Source organism: Micromonospora sp. NPDC002389 (genome assembly GCF_040296095.1).
In the GTDB taxonomy this organism is placed as follows: domain Bacteria; phylum Actinomycetota; class Actinomycetes; order Mycobacteriales; family Micromonosporaceae; genus Micromonospora.
Genome location: NZ_JBEOWP010000015.1, coordinates 44709 through 66361, shown reverse-complemented (window position 1 = coordinate 66361; position 21653 = coordinate 44709). Strand labels below are relative to the sequence as shown.

At 70.8% G+C, this 21653-nt stretch carries 18 protein-coding genes, 1 tRNA gene and 1 other RNA gene; 6 read left to right on the top strand and 14 right to left on the bottom strand.

What is annotated here, in order from left to right; all coding sequences use genetic code 11:
* The first annotated feature begins 78 nt into the window (after positions 1-78).
* On the top strand, positions 79-1302 hold the full coding sequence (locus ABT008_RS24835; protein WP_350698885.1) for an MFS transporter: 1224 nt from the start codon (positions 79-81) through the stop codon (positions 1300-1302).
* Between the two features lie 53 nt (positions 1303-1355).
* Here the strand turns inward: ABT008_RS24835 and ABT008_RS24830 are convergent, their stop codons facing one another.
* Positions 1356-2498 carry an NAD(P)H-dependent flavin oxidoreductase gene (locus ABT008_RS24830; RefSeq protein WP_350698883.1) on the bottom strand — a complete coding sequence of 381 codons (1143 nt, stop codon included), beginning with the start codon at positions 2496-2498 and terminating at the stop codon, positions 1356-1358.
* A complete protein-coding gene (locus ABT008_RS24825; RefSeq protein ID WP_350698881.1) occupies positions 2468-3298 on the bottom strand; it encodes an aspartate/glutamate racemase family protein in 831 nt (276 codons plus the stop codon). The genes ABT008_RS24830 and ABT008_RS24825 overlap by 31 nt, the downstream gene beginning before the upstream one ends.
* A 465-nt stretch (positions 3299-3763) precedes the next feature.
* Here ABT008_RS24825 and ABT008_RS24820 point away from each other — a divergent pair, with 465 nt between their 5' ends.
* Positions 3764-4972: an ATP-binding protein gene (locus tag ABT008_RS24820; RefSeq protein ID WP_350698973.1), complete on the top strand. Its 1209-nt coding sequence runs from the start codon at positions 3764-3766 to the stop codon at positions 4970-4972.
* Positions 4973-5159: 187 nt separating this feature from the next.
* Here the strand turns inward: ABT008_RS24820 and ABT008_RS24815 are convergent.
* Positions 5160-5232: transfer RNA gene (locus ABT008_RS24815), tRNA-Ala, on the bottom strand.
* Between the two features lie 102 nt (positions 5233-5334).
* Positions 5335-5925: a YqgE/AlgH family protein gene (locus ABT008_RS24810; RefSeq protein ID WP_131053527.1), complete on the bottom strand. Its 591-nt coding sequence runs from the start codon at positions 5923-5925 to the stop codon at positions 5335-5337.
* A 271-nt stretch (positions 5926-6196) separates the two neighbouring features.
* On the opposite strand from ABT008_RS24810, the gene mdlC reads away from it, so the two are divergent.
* Entirely contained in the window at positions 6197-7792 is a 1596-nt protein-coding gene (gene mdlC, locus ABT008_RS24805) for a benzoylformate decarboxylase (RefSeq protein WP_502890504.1), read from the top strand.
* A 65-nt stretch (positions 7793-7857) separates the two neighbouring features.
* Here mdlC and ABT008_RS24800 read toward each other — a convergent pair whose 3' ends face one another.
* The 8 genes from ABT008_RS24800 to pruA all read right to left on the bottom strand — a co-directional run bounded on the left by ABT008_RS24800 (position 7858) and on the right by pruA (position 15406).
* On the bottom strand, positions 7858-8826 hold the full coding sequence (locus tag ABT008_RS24800) for a hypothetical protein (protein WP_350698877.1): 969 nt from the start codon (positions 8824-8826) through the stop codon (positions 7858-7860).
* A 94-nt stretch (positions 8827-8920) separates the two neighbouring features.
* Positions 8921-9296: a transfer-messenger RNA gene (gene ssrA, locus ABT008_RS24795) on the bottom strand.
* 107 nt (positions 9297-9403) lie between these two features.
* Positions 9404-9883 (bottom strand): SsrA-binding protein SmpB, encoded by a 480-nt coding sequence (gene smpB / locus ABT008_RS24790; protein ID WP_350698875.1) that lies wholly within the window; start codon positions 9881-9883, stop codon positions 9404-9406.
* Between the two features lie 132 nt (positions 9884-10015).
* On the bottom strand, positions 10016-10891 hold the full coding sequence (ftsX, locus tag ABT008_RS24785) for a permease-like cell division protein FtsX (RefSeq protein WP_350698873.1): 876 nt from the start codon (positions 10889-10891) through the stop codon (positions 10016-10018).
* A gap of 68 nt (positions 10892-10959) precedes the next feature.
* Positions 10960-11640 (bottom strand): cell division ATP-binding protein FtsE, encoded by a 681-nt coding sequence (ftsE, locus tag ABT008_RS24780; protein ID WP_117229384.1) that lies wholly within the window; start codon positions 11638-11640, stop codon positions 10960-10962.
* A gap of 118 nt (positions 11641-11758) precedes the next feature.
* Entirely contained in the window at positions 11759-12880 is a 1122-nt protein-coding gene (gene prfB, locus ABT008_RS24775; protein WP_350698871.1) for a peptide chain release factor 2, read from the bottom strand.
* 164 nt (positions 12881-13044) lie between these two features.
* Complete coding sequence (locus ABT008_RS24770) at positions 13045-13560, bottom strand: PadR family transcriptional regulator (protein ID WP_350698870.1); 516 nt, start codon at positions 13558-13560, stop codon at positions 13045-13047.
* Positions 13561-13777: 217 nt separating this feature from the next.
* A complete protein-coding gene (pruA, locus tag ABT008_RS24765) occupies positions 13778-15406 on the bottom strand; it encodes an L-glutamate gamma-semialdehyde dehydrogenase (protein ID WP_350698868.1) in 1629 nt (542 codons plus the stop codon).
* 331 nt (positions 15407-15737) lie between these two features.
* On the opposite strand from pruA, the gene ABT008_RS24760 reads away from it, so the two are divergent.
* The gene (locus ABT008_RS24760; protein ID WP_350698867.1) at positions 15738-16775 is read left to right on the top strand and encodes a hypothetical protein; all 1038 of its coding nucleotides are present in this window, start codon (positions 15738-15740) and stop codon (positions 16773-16775) included.
* 13 nt (positions 16776-16788) lie between these two features.
* Here ABT008_RS24760 and ABT008_RS24755 read toward each other — a convergent pair whose 3' ends face one another.
* Positions 16789-17307 (bottom strand): DUF6912 family protein, encoded by a 519-nt coding sequence (locus ABT008_RS24755; RefSeq protein ID WP_350698865.1) that lies wholly within the window; start codon positions 17305-17307, stop codon positions 16789-16791.
* Between the two features lie 205 nt (positions 17308-17512).
* On the opposite strand from ABT008_RS24755, the gene ABT008_RS24750 reads away from it, so the two are divergent.
* Positions 17513-17740 (top strand): helix-turn-helix domain-containing protein, encoded by a 228-nt coding sequence (locus ABT008_RS24750; protein WP_350698864.1) that lies wholly within the window; start codon positions 17513-17515, stop codon positions 17738-17740.
* A 123-nt stretch (positions 17741-17863) separates the two neighbouring features.
* Entirely contained in the window at positions 17864-18520 is a 657-nt protein-coding gene (locus ABT008_RS24745) for an Rv3235 family protein (protein WP_350698862.1), read from the top strand.
* Positions 18521-18635: 115 nt separating this feature from the next.
* Here ABT008_RS24745 and secA read toward each other — a convergent pair whose 3' ends face one another.
* Positions 18636-21563: a preprotein translocase subunit SecA gene (gene secA, locus ABT008_RS24740; RefSeq protein WP_350698860.1), complete on the bottom strand. Its 2928-nt coding sequence runs from the start codon at positions 21561-21563 to the stop codon at positions 18636-18638.
* Positions 21564-21653 lie beyond the last annotated feature (90 nt).

The window sequence follows — 21653 nt, the reverse complement described above, 5'->3', positions numbered from 1 at the left end:
ACTGCTGCTGTTGATTCCTCAGACTTTTGACGGAAGGCGGTGTCCTAGTGTCTACCTCTCTGCCCCGGAGCCACTGAGGTGCGCGACGGCACCACCGCCGGCCCGCCCGACGTCCCGGCGTACCGACCCTCGGTGGTGATGGCCGCCGCCTCCGGCTCGCTGGTCCTGGTGGCGGTGCTCGGCAGCTTCGCCGCGTCCCCGCTGTTCGCGATCTACGCGCAGCGGTGGGACCTCGACCCGGCGCAGGTGAGCCTGGCGTTCGCCGGGTACCCGGTCGGCGTGATCGTCGTGGTCACGCTTCTCGGCGGGCTCTCCGACCTGATCGGCCGACGCGTCACCATGCTGCTCGGTGTCGCGCTGGTGCTGCTCGCCTGCCTGGTGACCGCTGCCGCCACCACCCTGCCGATGCTGGTCGCCGGGCGGTTCGTGCAGGGCATGGCCACCGGCATGGTCAGTGCCACCACCGCCGCCGCGCTGCTGGACTTCCACCCCCGGGGCACCCGCGCCGGCAGCCTCACCCACGCTGTCTGCACCACCCTCGGCATGGGCTTCGGACCGCTGGTCGCCGGACTCCTCGCCGACCACACCGCGTACCCGCTGGTGCTGCCGTACGTCGTGATCGGCGCGGTCGCGCTGGTGCCGTTGGTGCTGCTGCTCCGGGCACCGGCCGACCGCCGGACGGCGGGCCGGGTCCGGCTGGTCCGTACGGTTCGCGTACCCCGGGCGATCCTGCTGCCGTTCAGCATCGCGACCTGCTCGCTGATGACGCTCAACAGTTGCATGGCCCTGTTCGGCACGTTCGGCGCGCGCATCCTCACCGAGGGTGCCGGCATCAGCACCGCCGGCGGCACCGGCGGGCTGCTCACCCTGCTGGTCACCATGACCCTGCTCGCCCAACTCGCGGCGAACCGGGTGCCGGCGGCCCGCTCGGTCGGCCTCGGCGTCCTGGTCATCGCCGCCGGTGCCGGCACCACCACCGCCGCCCTGCACCTGACCAGCGGCGCGGTGACGGTCGCCGGCACGGTGCTGGTCGGCACCGGCGGTGGTCTGGTGCTGCTCGGCGCGACCCGGCTGATCGGCGACTGGGCGCCGACACACCGCCGCGCCGAGGTCTTCGCCGCCTGGATGGTCGCCGCGTTCGCCACCCTGGGCGGCACCTCGCTGCTCGGTGGGCTCGCGCTGGGCGGTGTCGCGCTGACCACGGTGATGACGGTGGCGACCGGTGGCATCACGACACTGGCGGCGTACACCCTGGTCGCGGTGGCCGTGCAGGCGCGCCGCGACCGACGGTCGGCACGGTGACCACGGCGTTCCCGACCGGGCCGCCCGACCTGCCGGCCGGACGGCCTCGTCGGTCAGCCCGCGTCGTCGGCCAGCCTCGCCACCGCCTCGACCGCGTCGGCCATCTGCATCCGCAGGTCGTCCAGGACGGCGGCGACCGAGCGGACCCCGGTCACCAGGCCGACGGCCTGCCCGGCCGCCGAACCCATCACCGGGGTCACATGGTGCTCGAACGCGCTGACCACGGTGTCCCGGGCCAACACCTGCTGCACCGGCGACGGCAATGACGGCGGTGCCTCCGGCGTCCGCCACGCCTGAGTCCACACGGTGGTGAGCTGCCGGGTCGGCTTGCCGGTGTACGAGGTGGTCTTCTCGGTGTCGGTCGCCGCCGCCGCGACGATCTTCTCCTTGACCACCGGGTCGAGGTCGCTCTCGGCGGTGGCCAGCCAGACCGATCCGGTCCAGACCGCCTGCGCGCCCAACGCGAGGGCCGCGACCACCTGCCGACCGGCGGCGATCCCACCGGCGGCGACCACCGGTACGTCACCGGCGGCGGCCACCACCTGCGGCACCAGCACCATCGTGGTGATGTCACCGGTGTGCCCGGCCGCCTCGTAGCCCTGCGCCACCAGCACGTCCACCCCGGCGGCCAGTTGGTGGCGCACGTGCCGCGGATCGCCGACCAGCCCGGCGAGGAGCATGCCGCGTCGGGTCGTCTCGGCACGCACCTCGGCCGGCGGCGGACCGAGGGCGCTGGCCACCAGGCGGATCGGATGCGCCCGGGCGACCTCCCACAGGGCATGGGTGTTGGCGTGGGTCATCAGGTGGTCGATCTCGGTCGGCATGCCGCCGAGCCGGTTGTGGCCGGGCTCGCTGCGGCGTACCGGCACGCCCCACCGGGTCCGCAGCGCGTCCACGAACGCCCGGTGGTCGGCCGGGATCCGACCGGCCAGCTCCGCCGGGTCGTCGCCGGCCGACTTCGCCGGAAAGAGCAGATCCACGCCGTACGGCCGCCCGGCGCACTCCCGGTCCAGCCAGGTGAGGTCCCGGTCGAGGTCCTCCGGGGTCATCGAGGCGGCCCCGAGTACACCCAACCCACCTGCCCGGCTGACCGCCGCGACCACGTCGCGGCAGTGGCTGAACGCCAGCACCGGCAGGTCGACCCCGAGCCGGCGGCACAGCGGGGTCACGACGACGGCCCGGCGGTGACCGCGCACACCTCACAGCCGTCGGCGTCGACGCCGCAGCTCGCCCCGGCGGACCCGTCGGCGACGCCGAGGTAGGCGTCGACCAGTTGCGTCACCGCCCCGAGTCGCTGCGCGGCGACCGGCGGCTCCGGGCGTGGGCCGAGTGCCGCCGCGTGACCCGCGCGCAACCCGATCACCGACGGGTCGACGATCTCGATGCCGGCGCGCCGGGCCACCTCCGCCGACACCGGCGTCATGCAGGTGCAGCCGAACAGGATCAGGTCGGTCCCGTCACGCTGCGCGGCGTCCAGACAGGCCCGGGTGATGGCGGCGACGACGTCGTCCTCGCCCCGGCCCATCCGCGCCTTGACCCCGGCGTCGGTGCCGACCCGGTCCAGCTCCGACTCGTCGGAGAGGTAGTGCACCCCGACGGCGAGTTCCCCACCAGGGCAGGCGGCGAGCCGGTCGGCGTAGATGTAGTCCATCGACACCGGCCAGACGGTGACGATGCTGAACCGGCGACCGGAATCGGCCGCCCAGGCCAGTACGGCCTCACCCGCCCCGACGACCGGTACGGGTGCGGCGGCGCGCAGTTGCGCCATTCCGTAGTCGGCGAAGGTGTCGATGTAGACCGCGTCGCACCCGGCGGCGATGGCCGCCTCGGCCGCGTCCACTGTGCCCAGTTCGGTGAGCAGATGATCGTATTTGGTGCGGGCGAACCGGCGCAGTCGCGGGTCCACCAGGTCAGTGACGAGACCGGGTGGATCGGGCAGCACCGGGGCTCGTTTCGCGTCGGAGTTGATGACCGCCAGCCGTCGAGGCTCACTCATGTCGACCTCCCGCGAAAAGTCTGAGTTATAACCTAAGGAGGTGTCAACGACGTGCACAAACCAACATTTGGCAGCTAGGGGGCGACCCTGTCGATGCTTGCGGAAAAGTCTGTCCACTGATCTCCGGCCGGGCCGGCACGCTGCGTACGGCGCCGCGGTGTGCGGCACGCCGCAGTGTGCGCTGCGTACGGCACGCCGCAGGCCGCGACCGGCCCGGAACGCAAAGAAACCGACATCAGTCTTCGACTGATGTCGGTTCGCCTGCGAAAGCTGGCTGGTCGGTGTCGAGCCGGGCGGGGCCGGCCCCCACCGCTGGGAGTCTCGGAGTCGTGCCTGTACGGCAGCATGGCAGATGTGTGAACGGTAGCCTTCGGGATGCGTCTTCGGTAGCGTTACAACATGCTGCCATATCAGCTGCGGTCCGTCGATCAAGAGCTGGATGAGCTGCTCGGCGGTTAGCCTGCCATCAGTCTCGAGGGGCCGAAGGGCGTCGGGAAGACCGCGACGGCCCAGCGTCGCGCCGCCACCGTCTTCGCCATGGACGACGCGACACAGCGGGAGCTGCTCACCGCCGATCCGCAGCGCCTCGACCGAGCCCTGGCACCGGTCCTCATCGACGAGTGGCAGCGCGAACCGGCGGTCTGGGACTTTGTGCGGCGCAGCGTCGACCGTGATCCCGCACCGGCCCGGTTCCTGTTGACCGGCAGCGCCACCCCCACGTCCGCGCCGACACATTCCGGAGCCGGGCGCATCGTCCAGCTCCGGATGCGACCGATGAGCATCGCCGAGCGGGCCCTGGCCGAGCCGACGGTCAGCCTTCGGAAGTTGCTCACCGGACAGCGGCTGGCCGTGAGCGGAAGCACTGCGCTGAGCCTGGTCGACTACGCCGAAGAGATCGTGCGCTCCGGATTCCCCGCCATCCGTCAACTGCCGCCGCGCGCTCGCAGGGCACAGCTCGACGGCTACCTGAACCGTATCGTCGAACGAGACTTCCCCGAGCAAGGCCACCTGGTACGCCGCCCCGACACCCTGCGCGGGTGGCTGGCCGCGTACGCCGCCGCGACGGCAACCACCAGTTCCTACAACGCCATCCTGAACGCGGCCACCCCGGGCGAGACCAACAAGCCCGCCAAGACGACAACGACCGTGTACCGCGACGTGCTGTCCCAACTGTGGCTGCTCGATCCCGTGCCCGGCTGGCTGCCCAGCCGCAGCGCCTTCAGCAGACTCGGCGCCGCACCGAAACACCACCTCGCCGACCCGGCCCTCGCCGCCCGACTCCTCGGCGTGGACGTACCCGCTCTGCTCGACGATTCAGCACCGGACACACCCGTCCGCCGGCCCGGTCCTCTGCTGGGCGCCTTGTTCGAGTCGCTGGTGACGCTCAGCGTGCGGGTCTACGCGCAGGCAGCCGAAGCCACGGTTCATCACCTACGTACCTGGGACAGTCGGCACGAGGTGGATCTCATCATCCAGCGCGCCGATCAACGAATCGTGGCGCTCGAAGTCAAGCTGTCTCCGTCGGTGAGCGATGACGACGTCCGTCACCTCACCTGGCTGCGTGGACAACTCGGCGACGACCTACTCGATGCGGCGGTCATCACCACCGGGTCTGAGGCGTACCGCCGCGCTGACGGAATCGCCGTGATCCCGCTCTGCTTGCTCGAACCCTGACAACCGGCGCATGCCGCCAGCACTCGCAGTCGAAAGATCCCTGGCCAGAGGCCGGTTCTGACGAGATCTCAACACCGATCTTCGAAGTGCAGTGTGGGGCGCTGGGTGACCACGGCCGTGACCACGAGATCACAAACAATCGGCGCCAGCCTATGACTGACGCCGATTGACCTGCACAAAAACAAGGTGGAGCCGAGGGGACTCGAACCCCTGACCCCCACACTGCCAGTGTGGTGCGCTACCAGCTGCGCCACGGCCCCTTGCTGTCGCACCCGGTCGCCCGGGCACTGGGAGAACTATACACACGCCCGCCGGCATGGTCATCTCGCGGGGGTCCCCCGCGAGACGGCGTCGCGGGGCCCTCAGTTCAGTGCCACGTCCGGCGGGAAGTGCGCGACTGCGGCCATCATGCCGCCCTGCCGGCGCAGCACCATCGGCCACAGGTCGTCCGGGCGGTCGACGAACGCGTCACCGGGCAGCGCGTCCAGCACGAACCAGGAGCCGTCCTCGATCTCCTGCTCCAACTGTCCCGCGCCCCAGCCCGCGTACCCGGCGAAGACCCGGATGCTCTCCACGCTCTCCCGCAGCCGCTGCGGGTCGACCGAGAGGTCGAGGGTGCCGACCGCTCCGGAGACCTGGTGGAAGCCCTTGAGCCGACGGACCGGCTGCCGCATCCGGGCGAGGCAGATCGCCGAGTCGGGCTGCACCGGGCCACCCTCGAACAACACCGCCGGATGGCGGGCCAGGTCGCCCCAGTCGCGCAGCACGTCGGCCACCGCCACCTCGGTCGCCCGGTTGAGCACCACGCCGAGCGCGCCGCCGGGTTCGTGCGCGACCAGCAACACGACTGTGCGGTCGAAGTTCGGGTCCTTCAGCGCCGGCGTCGCCACCATCAGCTTGCCCGCCATCGACTCCGTCGCCCGTCCGCCGATCGCCTGCCCCTCTCCCTGCATCACCGCACCCGTCAACCGTGTACCGGACGGCGGAAGCGATCACACATCGGGACGGCGGTCCCGATCGGCACCATCCCCGCTGTCTTTGCCATGCCTGGCACCATAGCCTGCGTCCACGGCGGTCGCGAAGGTCTGATCGTCGGGTGATCGACACCGGTGCCGACCGGTTGCGGCGAAACCGGGCCGACCGCCGGGGCGGCGAGCGGAACGGGCCGCCGAGCAGATGCGAAAAGCCCTGGACAACCTGGTCGCCCGGATAGATTCGAAGGCGATGGCAACGGTCCGGGACACCACCTACGAGCTGCTCCGCGCCCTCGGCATGACCACCGTCTTCGGCAACCCTGGTTCCACCGAGGAACCCTTCCTCCAGGACTTCCCTGACGACTTCCACTACGTACTGGCCCTGCAGGAGGCGTCGGCGGTGGGCATGGCCGACGGGTACGCACAGGCCACCGGCGGCCCCGCCCACGTCAACCTGCACACCGCGCCAGGCACCGGCAACGCCATGGGCAACATCGTCACCGCCTGGCACAACCGCACCCCGCTGATCGTCACCGCCGGCCAGCAGACCCGCGAGATGCTGCTGCTCGAACCCCGGCTCGCCGCCCGGCACCCCACCGAGCTGCCCCAGCCGTACGTCAAGTGGGCCCACGAACCGGTCCGCGCGCAGGACGTACCGGCGGCGCTGATGCGCGCGTACGCCACCGCCGTCCAGCCGCCCGCCGGGCCGGTCTTCCTCTCCCTGCCGCTGGACGACTGGGCCCAGCCCGCGGATCCGCCGCCGCAGGCCCGTACGGTGGCCACCCGGTTCGCTCCCGACCCGTACCGGCTCGCCGAGTTCGCCACGGCGTTGGCCGGCAGCCGGTCACCGGCGATCGTGCTCGGCGCGGCGGTGGACCGCGCCGGGGCGTGGGAGCACGCGGTCGCCCTGGCCGAGCGGCTGGCCGCCCCGGTCTGGACGGCGCCCGCACCGGAACGGACCGCCTTTCCCGAGGACCACCCGTACTTCCAGGGTGTGCTGCCCTTCGCGATCGCCCCGCTGGCCGAGCGCCTACGCGGCCACGACACGGTGCTGGTGGTCGGCGCGCCGGTGTTCCGCTACTACCCGCACGTGCCGGGCGAGACGCTGCCCGACGGCGTACGCCTGCTGCACGTCACCGACGACCCGGAGGAGGCGGCCCGGGCCCCGGTCGGTGACAGCCTGCTCGGCGACGCCGGGCTCGCCCTCGCCGCGCTGGCCGACCGGGTGCCGCCCGCCGACCGGCCCGCGCCGCCGGTCCGCGCCGAGTCCCCGGCGGTGGCGGACGGCGTCCCGCTCAGCGCCGACGCCCTCTTCGCCGCGCTGGCCGCGCACTGGCCCGAGGACGGGGTGCTGGTGCAGGAGTCCCCGTCGAACCTGGCCGCGCTGCGGCGGCGGCTGCGGTTCACCCGACCCGGGTCGTACTTCACCATGGCCAGCGGCGGGCTCGGCTACGGGCTGCCGGCGGCGGTCGGCATCGCGCTGGCGCAACGCGACACCGGCCGACAACGACCGGTGGTCGCGGTGATCGGCGACGGCTCGTTCCACTACTCGGTGCAGGCGCTGTGGACCGCCGCCCAACTGCGGCTGCCGCTGGCCGTCGTGGTGCCGGTGAACCAGCAGTACGCCATCCTCAAGGCGTTCGCCGACCTCAAGCAGACGCCCGGCGTACCCGGACTGGACCTGCCCGGGTTGGACATCGCCGCGATCGCCCGGGGCTACGGCTGCGCCGCCACCGTGGTCGACACCGCGGACGGCCTCGGCGAGGCCCTCGGCACCGCGCTGCGCGCCGACGGCCCGACCGTGCTGCCCGTCCCCATCCGCACCGACATCCCCCCGATCCTCTGATGTGGGGTGTAAGGAGGGGTCCCCTACTAACGCCTCGTGTATAGGAAGGGACCCCTCCTTACATCTCAGCCGGCGGCGAGACGGAGCGGGGAACCGCTGAGCACGTCGAGGACGGGGCGCGCGCCCACCGGGGCCTTCAGCGTCACCTCGGCCGGGTGCAGGTTGAGCATCTCGTCACAGCCGCCGGTCGGCGGCACGACCGTGCCGCCGACCACGATCACGTGGTCCTGTTCCCAGACCAGCGGAGTGATCTCGGTGTCGCAGCTGCCCACCCCGAGCCGGTAGCGCAGCGTCGTCCCCTCGACCGCCTCGATGTCCTGCGCGCCCACCAGGCCCGGTTCGGGCGTCTCGGACGGCGGCACCGGTGCCAGCGGGGTGGCGACGGCCTCGGGCGCGACCGCGACCCGGGCCACCACCGCGCCGATCTCCGGCACGGTGAACAGCCAGGCCGGCACCTGCGCCGCTCCTCGGGTGGTGTGCACCGGCGCGGTGCCCAGCTCGACCTTGGTCACGGTGAGCGCGACGCAGTCACCCTGCGGCCGGCTACCGACCGCGCTGTCCGGTCCACCACCCGGCGCGGGCACCGGCGGGATGGCGGGCTCCGTCGGCCCCGGGCAGGCGCCCGGGTCGCCCTGGCGCAGTTCGCGGTACGCCTGCGCCGCGCTGACCAGCGGCACCCGCGCCGTCCCGTCCGGGAAGCGTACGGTCCCCTCGGCCGGCTTGCGGTCGGGCAGGTCCACGGTGGCGCGGTACCACCCGGCCTGGAAGGCGGTCTTGGTCTGCGGGGTGAAGTCGGGTTCGCCGACGAGCACGGTGGGTTCCTGCAGGGGTACGTAGCGCGTGGTCCAGGCGTCGTCGGGCTGCCACGCCACCGCCACTGCCGCCGCCCGCTGCGTGAACGCCCCCTGTCGGTCCTCCGGGCCGCCCGAGGGGCCGGACGCGGCACCGGACTCGTCCGGCTCGGTGCCCACCGGGGCGCACCCGGCCACGATCATCATCAGGGGCAGGCCCAGCAGGGCGACTGATCGGCGCATACCGGGTTCGACGGGTGAGCGCCCGACGGGGTTCCGCAACCGGGGCGGGAACGACTGCGCGCCCCGGTCGTGATGACCGGGGCGCGCAGTACGGGGGTGGAGGTGCCGGGAATCGAACCCGGGTCCTTCGCTGCCTTGTCAGGGCTTCTCCGAGCGCAGCTCGCTGTGCCTCTACTCGGCCCCTCCGATCACGCGAGCGAGTCGGTGTGACGGGCCCAGTCGCTGATTGATCTCGCCGCACGGACCCCGCGACCGGGTCCGGTTGGCCAGCCTTCTAGCTGATGCCGGCTATCTGGGTCGAAGGCGCTCCCAGGCCGACAGACTCACTACTCGCCTCAGGCGGCGAGAGCGAAGTCAGCGCGATTGTTCTTGGCGCTTATTGGTTTCCGACGAACGATTCTCGAGACGACGTCGGCTTCCTCGGCTCGCTTCCCCTGCCGCAACACACGAAGTCGAAACCAGTCACCCCCTCGACGTGCCGCCGGACTCCGGCGACTCCGACAAGCCTAACGCCTGCCGCAACCGGATTCATCCCGAGCCCCGGTCGACCGACCAGGAACCGGATGATCCGGACAAATCAGCTATCCATTCCTTTACCGCGCCGGCCGACGGCCCGCGCGATCTCCCGGTCCGCGTCCCGCTTGGCGAGGTCCTGGCGCTTGTCGTACGCCTTCTTGCCCTTGGCGAGGCCGATCTCCACCTTGGCCCAGCCGTCCGAGAAGTAGACCTGCAACGGCACCAGGGTCAGACCGCTCTCCCGGATCTTGCCGATCAACCGGTCGATCTCCAGCCGCTTGAGCAGCAGCTTGCGGGTCCGCCGGGGCTCGTGGTTGGTCCAGGTGCCCTGGGCGTACTCGGGGATGTGCATGCCATGCAGGTACATCTCGCCGTCGCGTTCCTGGGCGAACGCGTCGACCAGCGACGCCCGCCCGGCCCGCAGCGACTTCACCTCGGTCCCGGTCAACGCCATGCCCGCCTCGTACGTGTCGAGGATGGCGTAGTCGTGTCGGGCCTTCTTGTTGGAGGCGACGACCTTGCGCCCCTTTTCCCGTGGCATCGGCGGCCCCCTCTCTCGTCAACGCCCCCGACCGGCGACGCGGCCCGCCGCAGAGCGGAGATCATGCTACCCGAACGACAAGGGCCCGCCCGCGCCGTTTATTCCGACGCCGACGGGCCCTGCCGACGGAAACTAGACCCGCAGGTAGAAGCGGAGGGTGACCCAGGCGGTGACCGCGCTGATCAGACCACCGACACCGGCCATCACCGGGAAGGTCAGCAGGATCTCGCCCCAACTCACCGGCGCGAAGAGACCCTGGAGAGCGCTGAGCGCGCCGTCGAAGAGGAACACCTTCAACGCGACCAGCGCACCGAGACCCAGGACCGAGCCGATCAGACCCGCGACCACCGCCTCCAGCACGAACGGTGCCTGGATGAACCAGTTGGAGGCACCGACCAGCTTCATGACCGCGACCTCACGCCGCTTGCTGTACGCCGCCACCTGGATCGTGTTGGCCACCAGCAGCAGCGCCGCGACGGCCATCGCGATGGCGGCGACGAGTGCGATGTTCTGCCCGGCGGTGAAGAGGTTGAAGATCTTGTCGAGCACCTGACTCTGGTCGACGACCTGGTCGACGCCCGCGGTCCCGGTGTACTGGTCGGCGATGGTCCGGTACTGCTCCGGGTCCACCAGCCTCAGCCGGTACGACTCGGGAAGCTGGTCGGCCTTGACCGCGCTGAGCAGGTCCGGCGAGTCGCGGAACATCTCCTGGAAACGCTGGAACGCCTCGTCCTTGTTGACGTAGGTGACCTGCGAGATCAGCGGGTCGCCTTCCAACTGGCCGGCGATCGCGGTCCGCTGCTCGTCGGTGACGTCGGCCTCGAGGAAGATCGAGACCTCGATGTTCTCGAAGTACAACTGCTTCATGTCGGCGACCTTGGTGTAGATCAGGCCGCTGGCGCCGAGCATGGTCAGCGAGACCCCCATCGTGATGATCATCGCGATGGTCATGGTCACGTTGCGCCACAGTCCGACCAGTACCTCGGACAGGACGTATTTCATCCGCATCGGGATTTCCTCCGGCTCTCCGGCGTGAGGTGTTCGTCGTCAGATCGGGGTGCGGTGGGTTGCGCTCGTCACCCGTAGACGCCGCGGGCCTGGTCGCGAACGATGCGCCCACTCTCGATCTCGATGACGCGGCGCCGCATCTGGTTCACGATGTTGGAGTCGTGCGTGACCATCACGACGGTCGTGCCGGTGCGGTTGATCCGGTCCAGCAGGCGCATGATCTCGATGGAGGTGTCCGGGTCCAGGTTTCCGGTCGGCTCGTCCGCCAGCAGGATCAGCGGGCGGTTCACGAACGCCCGTGCCACCGCCACACGCTGCTGCTCACCACCGGAGAGCTCGTGCGGGTAGCGGTGCTCCTTGCCACCGAGGCCGACCAGCTCCAGAACCTCCGGCACAACCCGGCGGGCCACCGCCTTGGTCTTGCCGATCACCTCGAGCGCGAAGGCCACGTTCTCGTACGCGGTGCGGTTCGGCAGCAGTCGGAAGTCCTGGAAGACGCAGCCGATCGAGCGGCGGAAGTGCGGACGCTTCCAGGACCGCATTGACGTGACGTCCTTGCCGTTCACCACGACACGGCCCTTGTTGGGGGCCACCTCGTGCAGCAGCATCTTGATGATCGTGGACTTGCCGGAGCCGGATGGGCCGATGAAGAAGACGAACTCGCCCTTGTCGATCGACACGGACACGTTGTCGAGCGAAGGCCGCGACGCCTTCGGGTACGTCTTCGTCACTTGCTCAAGCTGAATCACGGGTGGTGAGTCTACGCGGTGTAACTGTCGTGCCAAGTCCCACGCCCCGCCGTTGCGGGCCATGTCATCTAATCAGCACGTCAGGTGGAGATCGATGCTGCAGTCCGCCCACGATCGGTCACGCACTGTCGCCAGCCAGTTGCTGCTGCTTACGCCAGCGGATGCCCGCCTCGATGAAGGAGTCCAGCTCACCGTCGAAGACCGAGCTCGGGTTGCCGGTCTCCTGCTCGGTACGCAGATCCTTCACCATCTGATAAGGGTGCAGAACGTACGAGCGCATCTGGTCGCCCCACGAACCCGCCGCGTCGGTCTTCAGGCCCTGGAGCTTGGCCTGCTCCTCCTGGCGCTTGCGCTCCAACAGTCGGGCCTGGAGCACCCGCAACGCCGAGGCCTTGTTCTGTAGCTGCGACTTCTCGTTCTGGCAGGTCACCACGATGCCGGTCGGAATGTGCGTGATCCGCACCGCGGAGTCGGTGGTGTTGACGCTCTGTCCACCCGGTCCGGACGACCGGTAGACGTCGATCCGCATCTCGTTCTCGGGGATGTCGATGTGGTCGGTCTGCTCCACCACCGGCAGCACCTCGACGCCGGCGAAGCTCGTCTGCCGCCGGCCCTGGTTGTCGAACGGGCTGATCCGCACCAGCCGGTGGGTGCCGGACTCCACGCTGAGCGTGCCGTACGCGTAGGGCACCTTCACCGTGAAGGTGGCCGACTTGAGGCCCGCCTCCTCGGCGTAGGAGGTCTCGTAGACCTCCGTCGGGTAGCCGTGCCGCTCGGCCCAGCGCAGGTACATCCGCAGCAGCATCTCGGCGAAGTCCGCCGCGTCCACCCCACCGGCGCCGGCCCGGATCGCCACCAGCGCCTCCCGGGAGTCGTACTCGCCGGAGAGCAGGGTGCGGACCTCCATCTCCTGGATGGCCTTGCCCAGCCCGGCGATCTCCGTCTCGACCTCGGTGAGCACACCGGAGTCGGACTCGGCCTCGGCGAGCTCCAGCAGCACGTTCGCGTCGTCGATCCGCGCGCGCAGGCTGCCGAGCTTCTCGATCTCCCCGTTGACGTAGGAGAGCTGGGAGGTCACCTGCTGCGCCCGGGCCTGGTCGTCCCACAGGTCCGGGGCGGACGCCTCCTGCTCCAGGCGGGCCTTGTCCGCACGCAGGCGATCGAGGTCGAGCACCGCCTCGATGTTGCGCAGGGTGGCGTCGAGGTCCTTGAGCTGTTCGGCGTAGTCGGCAGCGGTCACGACAGACAAGACTACTGCTCGGGCGAGGAGTGAGCTTGCGAGCCCCGCAGTCCCGGGCCAAATACCTCCCGCTCGGGCGAGGAGTGAGCTTGCGAGCCCCGCAGTCCCGGGCCAAATACCTGCCGCTCGGGCGAGGAGACCGGACGCTGGTGCGTGGCGCGCGGTCAGCCGACGGGGGCGCTCTTGAGCCAGCTCAGGGCGGCCTTGTGGTACGCCACGGCGAACTCCAACGCGCTGGCGTCGAAGTTGTCGCCTTCCTTCTTGGCGCTCTTGACCTGCTCACGAACCCGGGCCAGGGCCTCGGTGTGGTACTCGTTGGCCGCTGCCTGGAGGTTCTTGAGCTGGCTCGACGAGTGCAACTGCCCGAAGGCGATGCGCAGGGCGATCGGGTTGCGGATGGTGTCCCGCCCGGGGTCCTCCGCGAGCCAGCGGGAGAATGTCCGCTTGCCGGAGGCCGTGATCGCGTACGGTTGACTCATCCGCGGCCCGGGTTTGCCCAGCCGGACGAAACCTCGCTCGGCCAGCACCGGCAACTCCCGGTAGACCTGGCTGCGGGTCATCGACCAGTACGGCGCCAGTCGGCGCTCGGCGGCGGCCATCAACTGGCCACCTGTCATGGGGCCCTCGTGGAGCAGCCCGAGTAGGGCCGCCGCCGTGGGGTTGACTCCGGATTCCGCCATGCCGCTTACGCTGCCACTTTGCTGAGCTGGCGTCCAGGATTTCACCGTTTCGCCACCCATTGGGGTTTCCTATGTGCACTGTCGGCGCACGACGGTCCCCCAAAGCCGCCCCCACCTGCACCGTTCCGGCCCTCCCCGCCCCCGGCGACCGGCCGAACGTTAGGAAGGGTCCCCTCCTATGCACGAGGCGTTAGGAGGGGACCCTTCCTTACATCTCTCAGCCCATGTGGGGGTAGGTGTGGTCGGTGGGCGGGACGAAGGTCTCCTTGATCGTCCGGGGCGACATCCAGCGGACCAGGTTGTGCCAGGAGCCGGCCTTGTCGTTGGTGCCGCTGGCCCGGGCACCGCCGAAGGGCTGCTGCCCGACCACCGCACCGGTGGGCTTGTCGTTGACATAGAAGTTGCCGGCCGCGTACCGCATCCGCTCGGCCACCGCCTCGACCACCCGGCGGTCGGTGGCGAAGATCGACCCGGTCAGGGCGTACGGGGCGATCGACTCGGCCTGGGTGACCACGTCGTCGAAGCGGGCGTCGTCGAAGACGTGCACGCCGAGGATCGGGCCGAAGTACTCGGTGGTGAAGGTCTCGTGGGCGGGATCGCCGCACTCGAAGATCGTCGAGCGGACGAACCAGCCGACCGAGTCGTCGGCGGTGCCGCCCGCGACGACCCGGCAGCTGTCGTCGCCGGAGATCAGCTCCAGCGCGGCGGTGTGCCGGGCGAACGCCTTGTCGTCGATGACCGCGCCGCCGAAGTTGCGGAAGTCGGTGACGTCGCCGTAGGCCAGCCCGTCCGCGGTGGCGGCCAGCCGGTCGCGCAGGCCACCCTCCCAGATCGACCGCGGCACGTACGCCCGGGAGGCGGCCGAGCACTTCTGGCCCTGGTACTCGAAGGCGCCCCGGATCAGCGCGGTGTGCAGGGCGTCGACGTCGGCGCTGGGGTGCGCCACCACGAAGTCCTTGCCGCCGGTCTCACCGACCAGCCTCGGGTAGCCGCGATAGCTGGCGATGTTCTCCCCGACCGTGCGCCACAGGTGCTGGAACACCTTCGTGGAACCGGTGAAGTGGATGCCGGCCAGGTCGGGGTCGGCCAGCACCACGTCGGAGACCTCCTCGCCCCGACCGGTGACCATGTTGATCACGCCGGGCGGCAGCCCGGCCGCCTCGAAGAGGCGCATGGTGAAGTGCGCCGCGAACTGCTGCGTCGGGCCCGGCTTCCAGACCACCGTGTTGCCGAGCAGGGCCGGCGCCGAGGGCAGGTTCCCGGCGATCGCGGTGAAGTTGAACGGGGTGACCGCGTAGACGAAGCCCTCCAGCGGTCGGTGGTCGAACCGGTTCCACACCCCGGGTGAGGACATCGGCTGCTCGGCGAGCAGCTTGCGGGCGAAGTGCACGTTGAACCGCAGGAAGTCGATGAACTCGCAGGCGGCGTCGATCTCGGCCTGCACGGCGGTCTTCGACTGACCGAGCATGGTGGCCGCGTTGAGCGTGTCGCGCCACGGGCCGGAGAGCAGCTCGGCGGCGCGGAGGAAGACCGCCGCGCGCTCCTCGAAGGGCAGGGCCCGCCAGCCGGGCGCGGCCTCCTTGGCCGCCGTGACGGCGGCCCGCGCGTCGTCCCGGGTGGCGTGCCCGGTCACCCCGAGCACGTGCGCGTGCCGGTGCGGCTGCACCACGTCGATCGCCTCGCCGCCGGCCATCCGCTGCGTGCCCGCGATGGTCATCGGCAGGTCGATCCGCTCGGCAGCCAGTTCGGTGAGCCGCCGCTGGAGCCGTTCCCGGTCGGTGCTGCCCGGCTCGTAGGCGCGTACCGGCTCGTTGTGTGGCTCGGGTACGGAGAACACGGCGTCCATCAGGGCTCCTGGCGATCTCGACGGCAGTGGCGAAACCGTCCCGCGGTGGCGGGGTGCGGTGACGAAACCGTCCCACGGTGGCGGGACCTCGGCCAATCCTCCCACGCCCACCGCCCGTCGATCACATCCCGACCGCCGGATGACCATTGATCGCGAGGCACCTTCACTCTCCCGGCATGGATTCGTACCCGGATGGGGCGTACGGCCGAAGGAAAGCAGGTTGCGGGGGCGACGCTCGGGGTTCGGGCCGGCATCCGGGCGGGACGCGTACGCTGGGTTGCCGGTGACGTACCCGGGCCAGGTCGTCGGGCCCGGCGGTGAAGGGGAGACGATGAGCGACCAGCCCGGCGGTTCGACCGCTGCGCAGCCCGATCGGGCCGAGACCGGCGATCCGGCGGCCACCGGCGCCCTCGCCGGTCGGCCCCTGCGCGCACCGGGCGCCCCGGTACTGGCGCTGCTGGCGCTGGGCTGGTTGGCCGCCATGCTCTGGTCCACCCGGGAGGCGATCAGTTCGGCCACCGCCGGTGTCACCGCGGTCAGCCTGTCGGCGTTCGCGCTCCCCGGGGTGATCTCGGCCGCGCTGGTGGCCGGTGCCGCGGTCGGGCTGGCCGCCGCCGAGCCGGTGACCCGCCACCGGGACCGGGTGACCCTGCGATTCGCGGTGGCGGTCGGAGCCGGCCTGCTGGTCGGGATCGCCGCCGCACTCGTGATCGACCAGACCTACGTCGGCAACACCACCACCCGCACGATCGCGAGCACCACGGCCGCCGCAGCGGTCATCGGTGGCGCGCTGGCCGGTGCGCGCAACGGCGCGGTCGTCGGCGCGGTGGCCTCCGCCACGCTGGGCACGCTGCTGTTCGTGGTCGCCTTCAGCGCGGCCCGGGACCCGCTGTTCAACCTGTTCGGCGCGGGCGACAGCCAGCAGTCGCTGGTCGACGCCGCCGCCTGGGTCTCGCGGACCGAATCGCTGCTCGCCGGGCTGATCGCCGGCGCCCTGGCCTTCGGATGTCTCGCCTGGGCCCGGCGGCGGGCCGCCCGGGTCGACCAGGCGGTCACCGGGCCGCGCTGGCCGGCGTACCTCGTCGCCGGGGCAGGCCCCGGGCTCCTGCTGCTGCTCGCCGAGGTGATCATCCGCATCGGCGGGCGCTCGTTGATCGACCTGGCCGCCGCGCTCAGCGAGGCGGACGCGGTGGCGCAGACCTCGCTCGGCACCTCCCGGGTGGACAACGGCATCTGGGTGCTGTTCGTCGGCGCGTTGACCGCGCTGGTCGCGTTCGGCCGCACGCTCGGCCCGGCCTCGGACGACGACGAGCCGGGCAGCGGCACCGAGGCCACCGCCGCCGACGGATCGACCACCGCCGGTCGCTGAGAGCCGCGCTGGTTCAGCTCTCGTCGGCGGTCGCGCGCAGCAGCACTTCCAGTTCGCTCGGGTCGTACCACTCGAGTTCGTGGTCCTCGGCGCTGTCGACGGTGAACTGGGCGTCCGGGTCGCCGGCCAGCGCCTCCGCCACCACCTCCGCGGCGGCGGCGACGTCCGTGGCGGCGTCCGCGCCGTCCACGTGGATGGCCGCGACCGCGGCGGCCGGCACCACGCCGCCCAACTCGACCACGCTGGACCCGAGTTCGCCGTCGCCGCGCCCGATCGCCCGGGCGGGCAGGTCCGCCGAGACCACCACCCGGCGACGCGGGGCGGCGGGGTCGTGCCGGATCAGTTGCAGGGCGTCCTGGGCGGCCCGGGTGAAGGCGACGTACTCCAACTCCTCCTCGTCGCCCTCGGCATACCACTCGCGCAGCATCGGCGTCACCGCGTGCGCCTGCGTCATCCCGAGGCCGTCCTCGGAGAGCCTGGCCAGCATCGGCACGGTCGCCGGCACATAGACCCGCACTAGCTCGTCGGTCACCGGTCGTCTCCCCCGCTCTCGTGAACCGGCCCCCGCCGGTCTCGCCGTACGCCCAGACCGTCATACACCCCGGACCCGCTCCGGTGGAAGTTCCGCACCGCTCGGGTGTGTCCGAGTCGCCCCGCCGACGCACGGAGCAGTGACTGGGCTGGACCAGGTAGACAATGGCAAACTGAGGCAAACGACGCCAACCCGGGGAGTCTCCGTGGAGCCGAGGTTCCTGCTCCTGTCCGACGTGGCCACCGAGCTGAACGTGTCGGACTCGCAGGTCTACCACATGGTACGCAGCGGTGAGCTACCCGCGATCAAGATCGGCGGCCGGGGCCAGTGGCGGGTGGAGCGCGTCCGGCTGGAGGAGTACATCCAACGCAAGTACGCGGAGACCGCCGACTGGATCCGGGGCAACCCGCTCACCGACCGCGACCCGGAGTAGCCGCCCGATTCCGTCGCGCCATTGACCGACCCTGATCCATGTCCGAAGATGGAAGCTGTCGAAGGCAAACGAAGGCAAACGCAAGCAACAACCGCTGACATCCCCGAGGCGAGGCGCAGTGCGATGACCGACCTCCGGCGACCTGGGCCGTCCCGCCCTCCCGTGCGGCTACGGCCCGCCCCCGCGTTCGACCCGCCGTTCCTGGACGAGGACACCACCGGCTGGCCCGTCCCGGTGCACGGCCAGCTCGCTCTCGACCTCTTCGCCGATGCCGCGCCGTGGTCCGTCCGGCGCGAACCCGACCGGCCGCCCACCCGACGCCCCGTCCTCGGCACCGTGCCCCGGGTCGGCGAACCCGGGCCGCACACCCACCCGGCACCGTCCGGGCCGGGGGCCGACCGGTCCCGACGACTACCGCCCGACGCCCTGGTCACCGCCACACCGGCGGCCACCCGGGTGGCACACCGCTTCGTGGCGACCTGCCTGGAGGTGTTCAACGGCTTCCGGCCGCCGGTGCAGTTGCGGCGTCACCTCGATCCGGCCCGCGCCGCCCACCTGCTGCCCGAGTTGGCGCGGGCCGCCGCCCGAGGCGCCCCGACCCGACGCCGGTCGACCCGACCCGGTCTCCGGCTGCGTCGACTGCGTGTCTGCGAGCCGCGTCCCGCCGCCATCGAGGTCGCCGCAGTGCTCGCCGGTGCCGCCGGCCGCACCTGGGCGATGGCGCTCCGCCTGGAACACCGGCGCGGCACCTGGCTCTGCACCGACCTCCGCGTCCTCTGAGCGCCCTCGGTCGGAGCACTACCGCTCCGGAGACGCGACGGAGCCGTGGCCACCAGGACCACGGCTCCGTCGAGAACCCGTCGTGGCGGGACCGGTAGGCCCGCCGACTGCGGCGTCAGTCCGCCGAGCCACCCCCGGGGGCACCGTGGCACCGCTTGTACTTGCGACCCGAGCCACAGGGGCACGGCGCGTTGCGGGACGGCCCGTTGCCGGCACTCGCCTGCCCGGTCGGCGCCGACTGGCGGGCCGTGCTGGCGGCCACACCGGCGCCCCGGTTGGTGGCCGAGCGCTGCGGTGCCGAGGGAGCCGTCCGACCCGGCGCCGCCGGGGCCGCCGGCTCCGGGCCACCGATGCCGAGGGCGGGGGCACGCTGGTCGTCGCGCTGGACGGCGACCGCACCGGACCCGGCCTCCCCGTCGATGGTCGGCGCGGAGTACTGCAGGCCCTGCTGCTGCGGTGCCCGCCCCAGGCCCTTGGCCCGGACCTCCACCGGCTTGTCCAGCAGCTGGACCTCCTCGGCCTCCGGCTCCGGCTCGTTGACCTGGACGTCCAGGTTGTAGAGGAAACCGACCGTCTCCTCCTTGATGCCTTCCATCATGGTGGTGAACATGGCGAAGCCCTCGCGCTGGTACTCCACCACCGGGTCGCGCTGGGCGTAGGCGCGCAGCGAGATGCCCTCCTGGAGGTAGTCCATCTCGTAGAGGTGCTCACGCCACTTGCGGTCGATGACCTGGAGCAGCACCATCCGCTCGAGCTGCCGGGTGCCCTCGGCGCCGAGCTGCTCCTCACGCCGGTCGTACGCGGCGTTCGCGTCGTCCTTGAACTGGGCGACCAGGAAGTCGGCGTCGATGCTGGCGCGCGAGCCGCCGGCCTCCTCCTCGATGTCCTCGATGGTGATGCCGACCGGGTAGAGCTGCTTGAGGTTGGTCCAGAGCTGGTCCAGGTCCCAGTCCTCGGCGTACCCCTCGGAGGTGGCCCCCCGCACGTACTCCTCGACCACGCTGTTGATCATGTTGCGGACCTGGTCGGAGAGGTCCTCGCCGTTGAGTACGCGCAGCCGCTCGGCGTAGATCACCTGGCGCTGCTTGTTCATGACCTCGTCGTACTTGAGGACGTTCTTACGGATCTCGGCGTTCTGGCCCTCGATCTGGGCCTGCGCGCCCTTGATCTGGCGGGTGACCATCTTCGACTCGATGGGCACGTCCTCCGGGATGTTGAAGCGCTCCATCACCGCCTCGACCGCGCCGGAGCGGAACCGCTTCATCAGGTCGTCCTGGAGGGAGAGATAGAACCGCGACTCACCCGGGTCGCCCTGCCGGCCGGAACGACCACGCAGCTGGTTGTCGATCCGGCGGGACTCGTGCCGCTCGGTGCCCAGCACGTAGAGCCCACCGGCCGCGGCGACCTCCTCGGCCTCCGCGTCACAGGCCTGCTTCCACTTCGGCGTGACCTCTTCGAGCGCCTTGTCGTACTCCTCGGCGTTCTCCATCGGGTCGAGGCCGCGCTGGCGCAGCTCGCTCGCGGCGAGGAACTCGGGGTTGCCGCCGAGCAGGATGTCCGTGCCTCGACCGGCCATGTTGGTGGCGACCGTGACCGCACCCTTGCGACCGGCCTGGGCGACGATCTCCGCCTCGCGGGCGTGGAACTTCGCGTTCAGCACCGAGTGCGGGATGCCCCGGCGGCGCAGCAACTGGGACAGGATCTCGGAGTTCTCCACCGAGACGGTGCCGACCAGCACCGGCTGCCCGGCCTGGTGCCGCTCGGCGATGTCCTCGATGACCGCGTTGAACTTGGCCTTCTCGGTCTTGTAGATGACGTCGGCGCGGTCCTCCCGGACCATCGGCCGGTGGGTCGGGATGGTCACCACGCCGACCTTGTAGACCTTGTTGAACTCGCCGGCCTCGGTCTGCGCCGTACCGGTCATGCCGGAGAGCTTGTCGTAGAGGCGGAAGTAGTTCTGGAGGGTGATGGTGGCCAGGGTCTGGTTCTCCTGCTTGATCTCCACCCCCTCCTTGGCCTCGATCGCCTGGTGCATGCCCTCGTTGTAGCGACGGCCGTGCAGGATGCGGCCGGTGAACTCGTCGACGATCAGGACCTCGCCGTCGCTGACGATGTAGTCCTTGTCGCGCTTGTAGAGCTCCTTGGCCTTGATGGCGTTGTTCAGGTAGCCGACCAGCGGGGTGTTCACCGACTCGTAGAGGTTGTCGATGCCGAGCCGATCCTCGACCTTGGCCACACCGCGCTCGGTGACCGCGATGGTGCGCTTGGAGAAGTCGACCTCGTAGTCGCCCTCGCCGTCCTTGCCTGCCTGGAGGCGGGCCACCACGGCGGCGAACTCGCCGTACCAGCGGGCGGAGTGCTCGGCCGGGCCGGAGATGATCAGCGGGGTCCGGGCCTCGTCGATCAGGATGGAGTCGACCTCGTCGACCACGGCGAAGTTGTGGCCGCGCTGGACCAGCTCGTCCTTCGACCACGCCATGTTGTCGCGCAGGTAGTCGAAGCCGAACTCGTTGTTCGTGCCGTAGGTGATGTCGCACTCGTAGGCCGCGCGGTGCTCGGTGGCCGGGCGGTTCGGCAGCACCACACCGACGCTGAGGCCGAGGAACTCGTGCACCCGGCCCATCCAGGCGGCGTCACGCTGGGCCAGGTAGTCGTTCACCGTGACCACGTGCACGCCCTCGCCGGACAGCGCGTTGAGATAGACCGGCATCACCGAGGTCAGGGTCTTGCCCTCGCCGGTCTTCATCTCGGCGATGTTGCCGAAGTGCAGCGCCGCGCCACCCATCACCTGCACGTCGTACGGCCGCTGGCCGAGCACGCGCGCCGCCGCCTCCCGGCAGACCGCGAAGGCCTCGGGCAACAGGTCGTCCAGGGTCTCGCCCTCGGCGAGCCGCTCCCTGAACTGCTCGGTCATGCCGCTCAGCTCTTCGTCGGTGAGGTTGACGTAGTCGTCCTCGATCGAGTTGACGGCGGCGGCGATCGCCTTGAGGCGGCGCACCATGCGCCCCTCGCCCGCGCGGAGGACCTTTTCCAGAATCGACACGGATCAACTCTCCCCTAGACAGTCTCGAACCATCGTAGGCGTTCCATCGGGCCGATGGTCACTGGTGGCGGTGGTCGGCCGCCGCGAAAC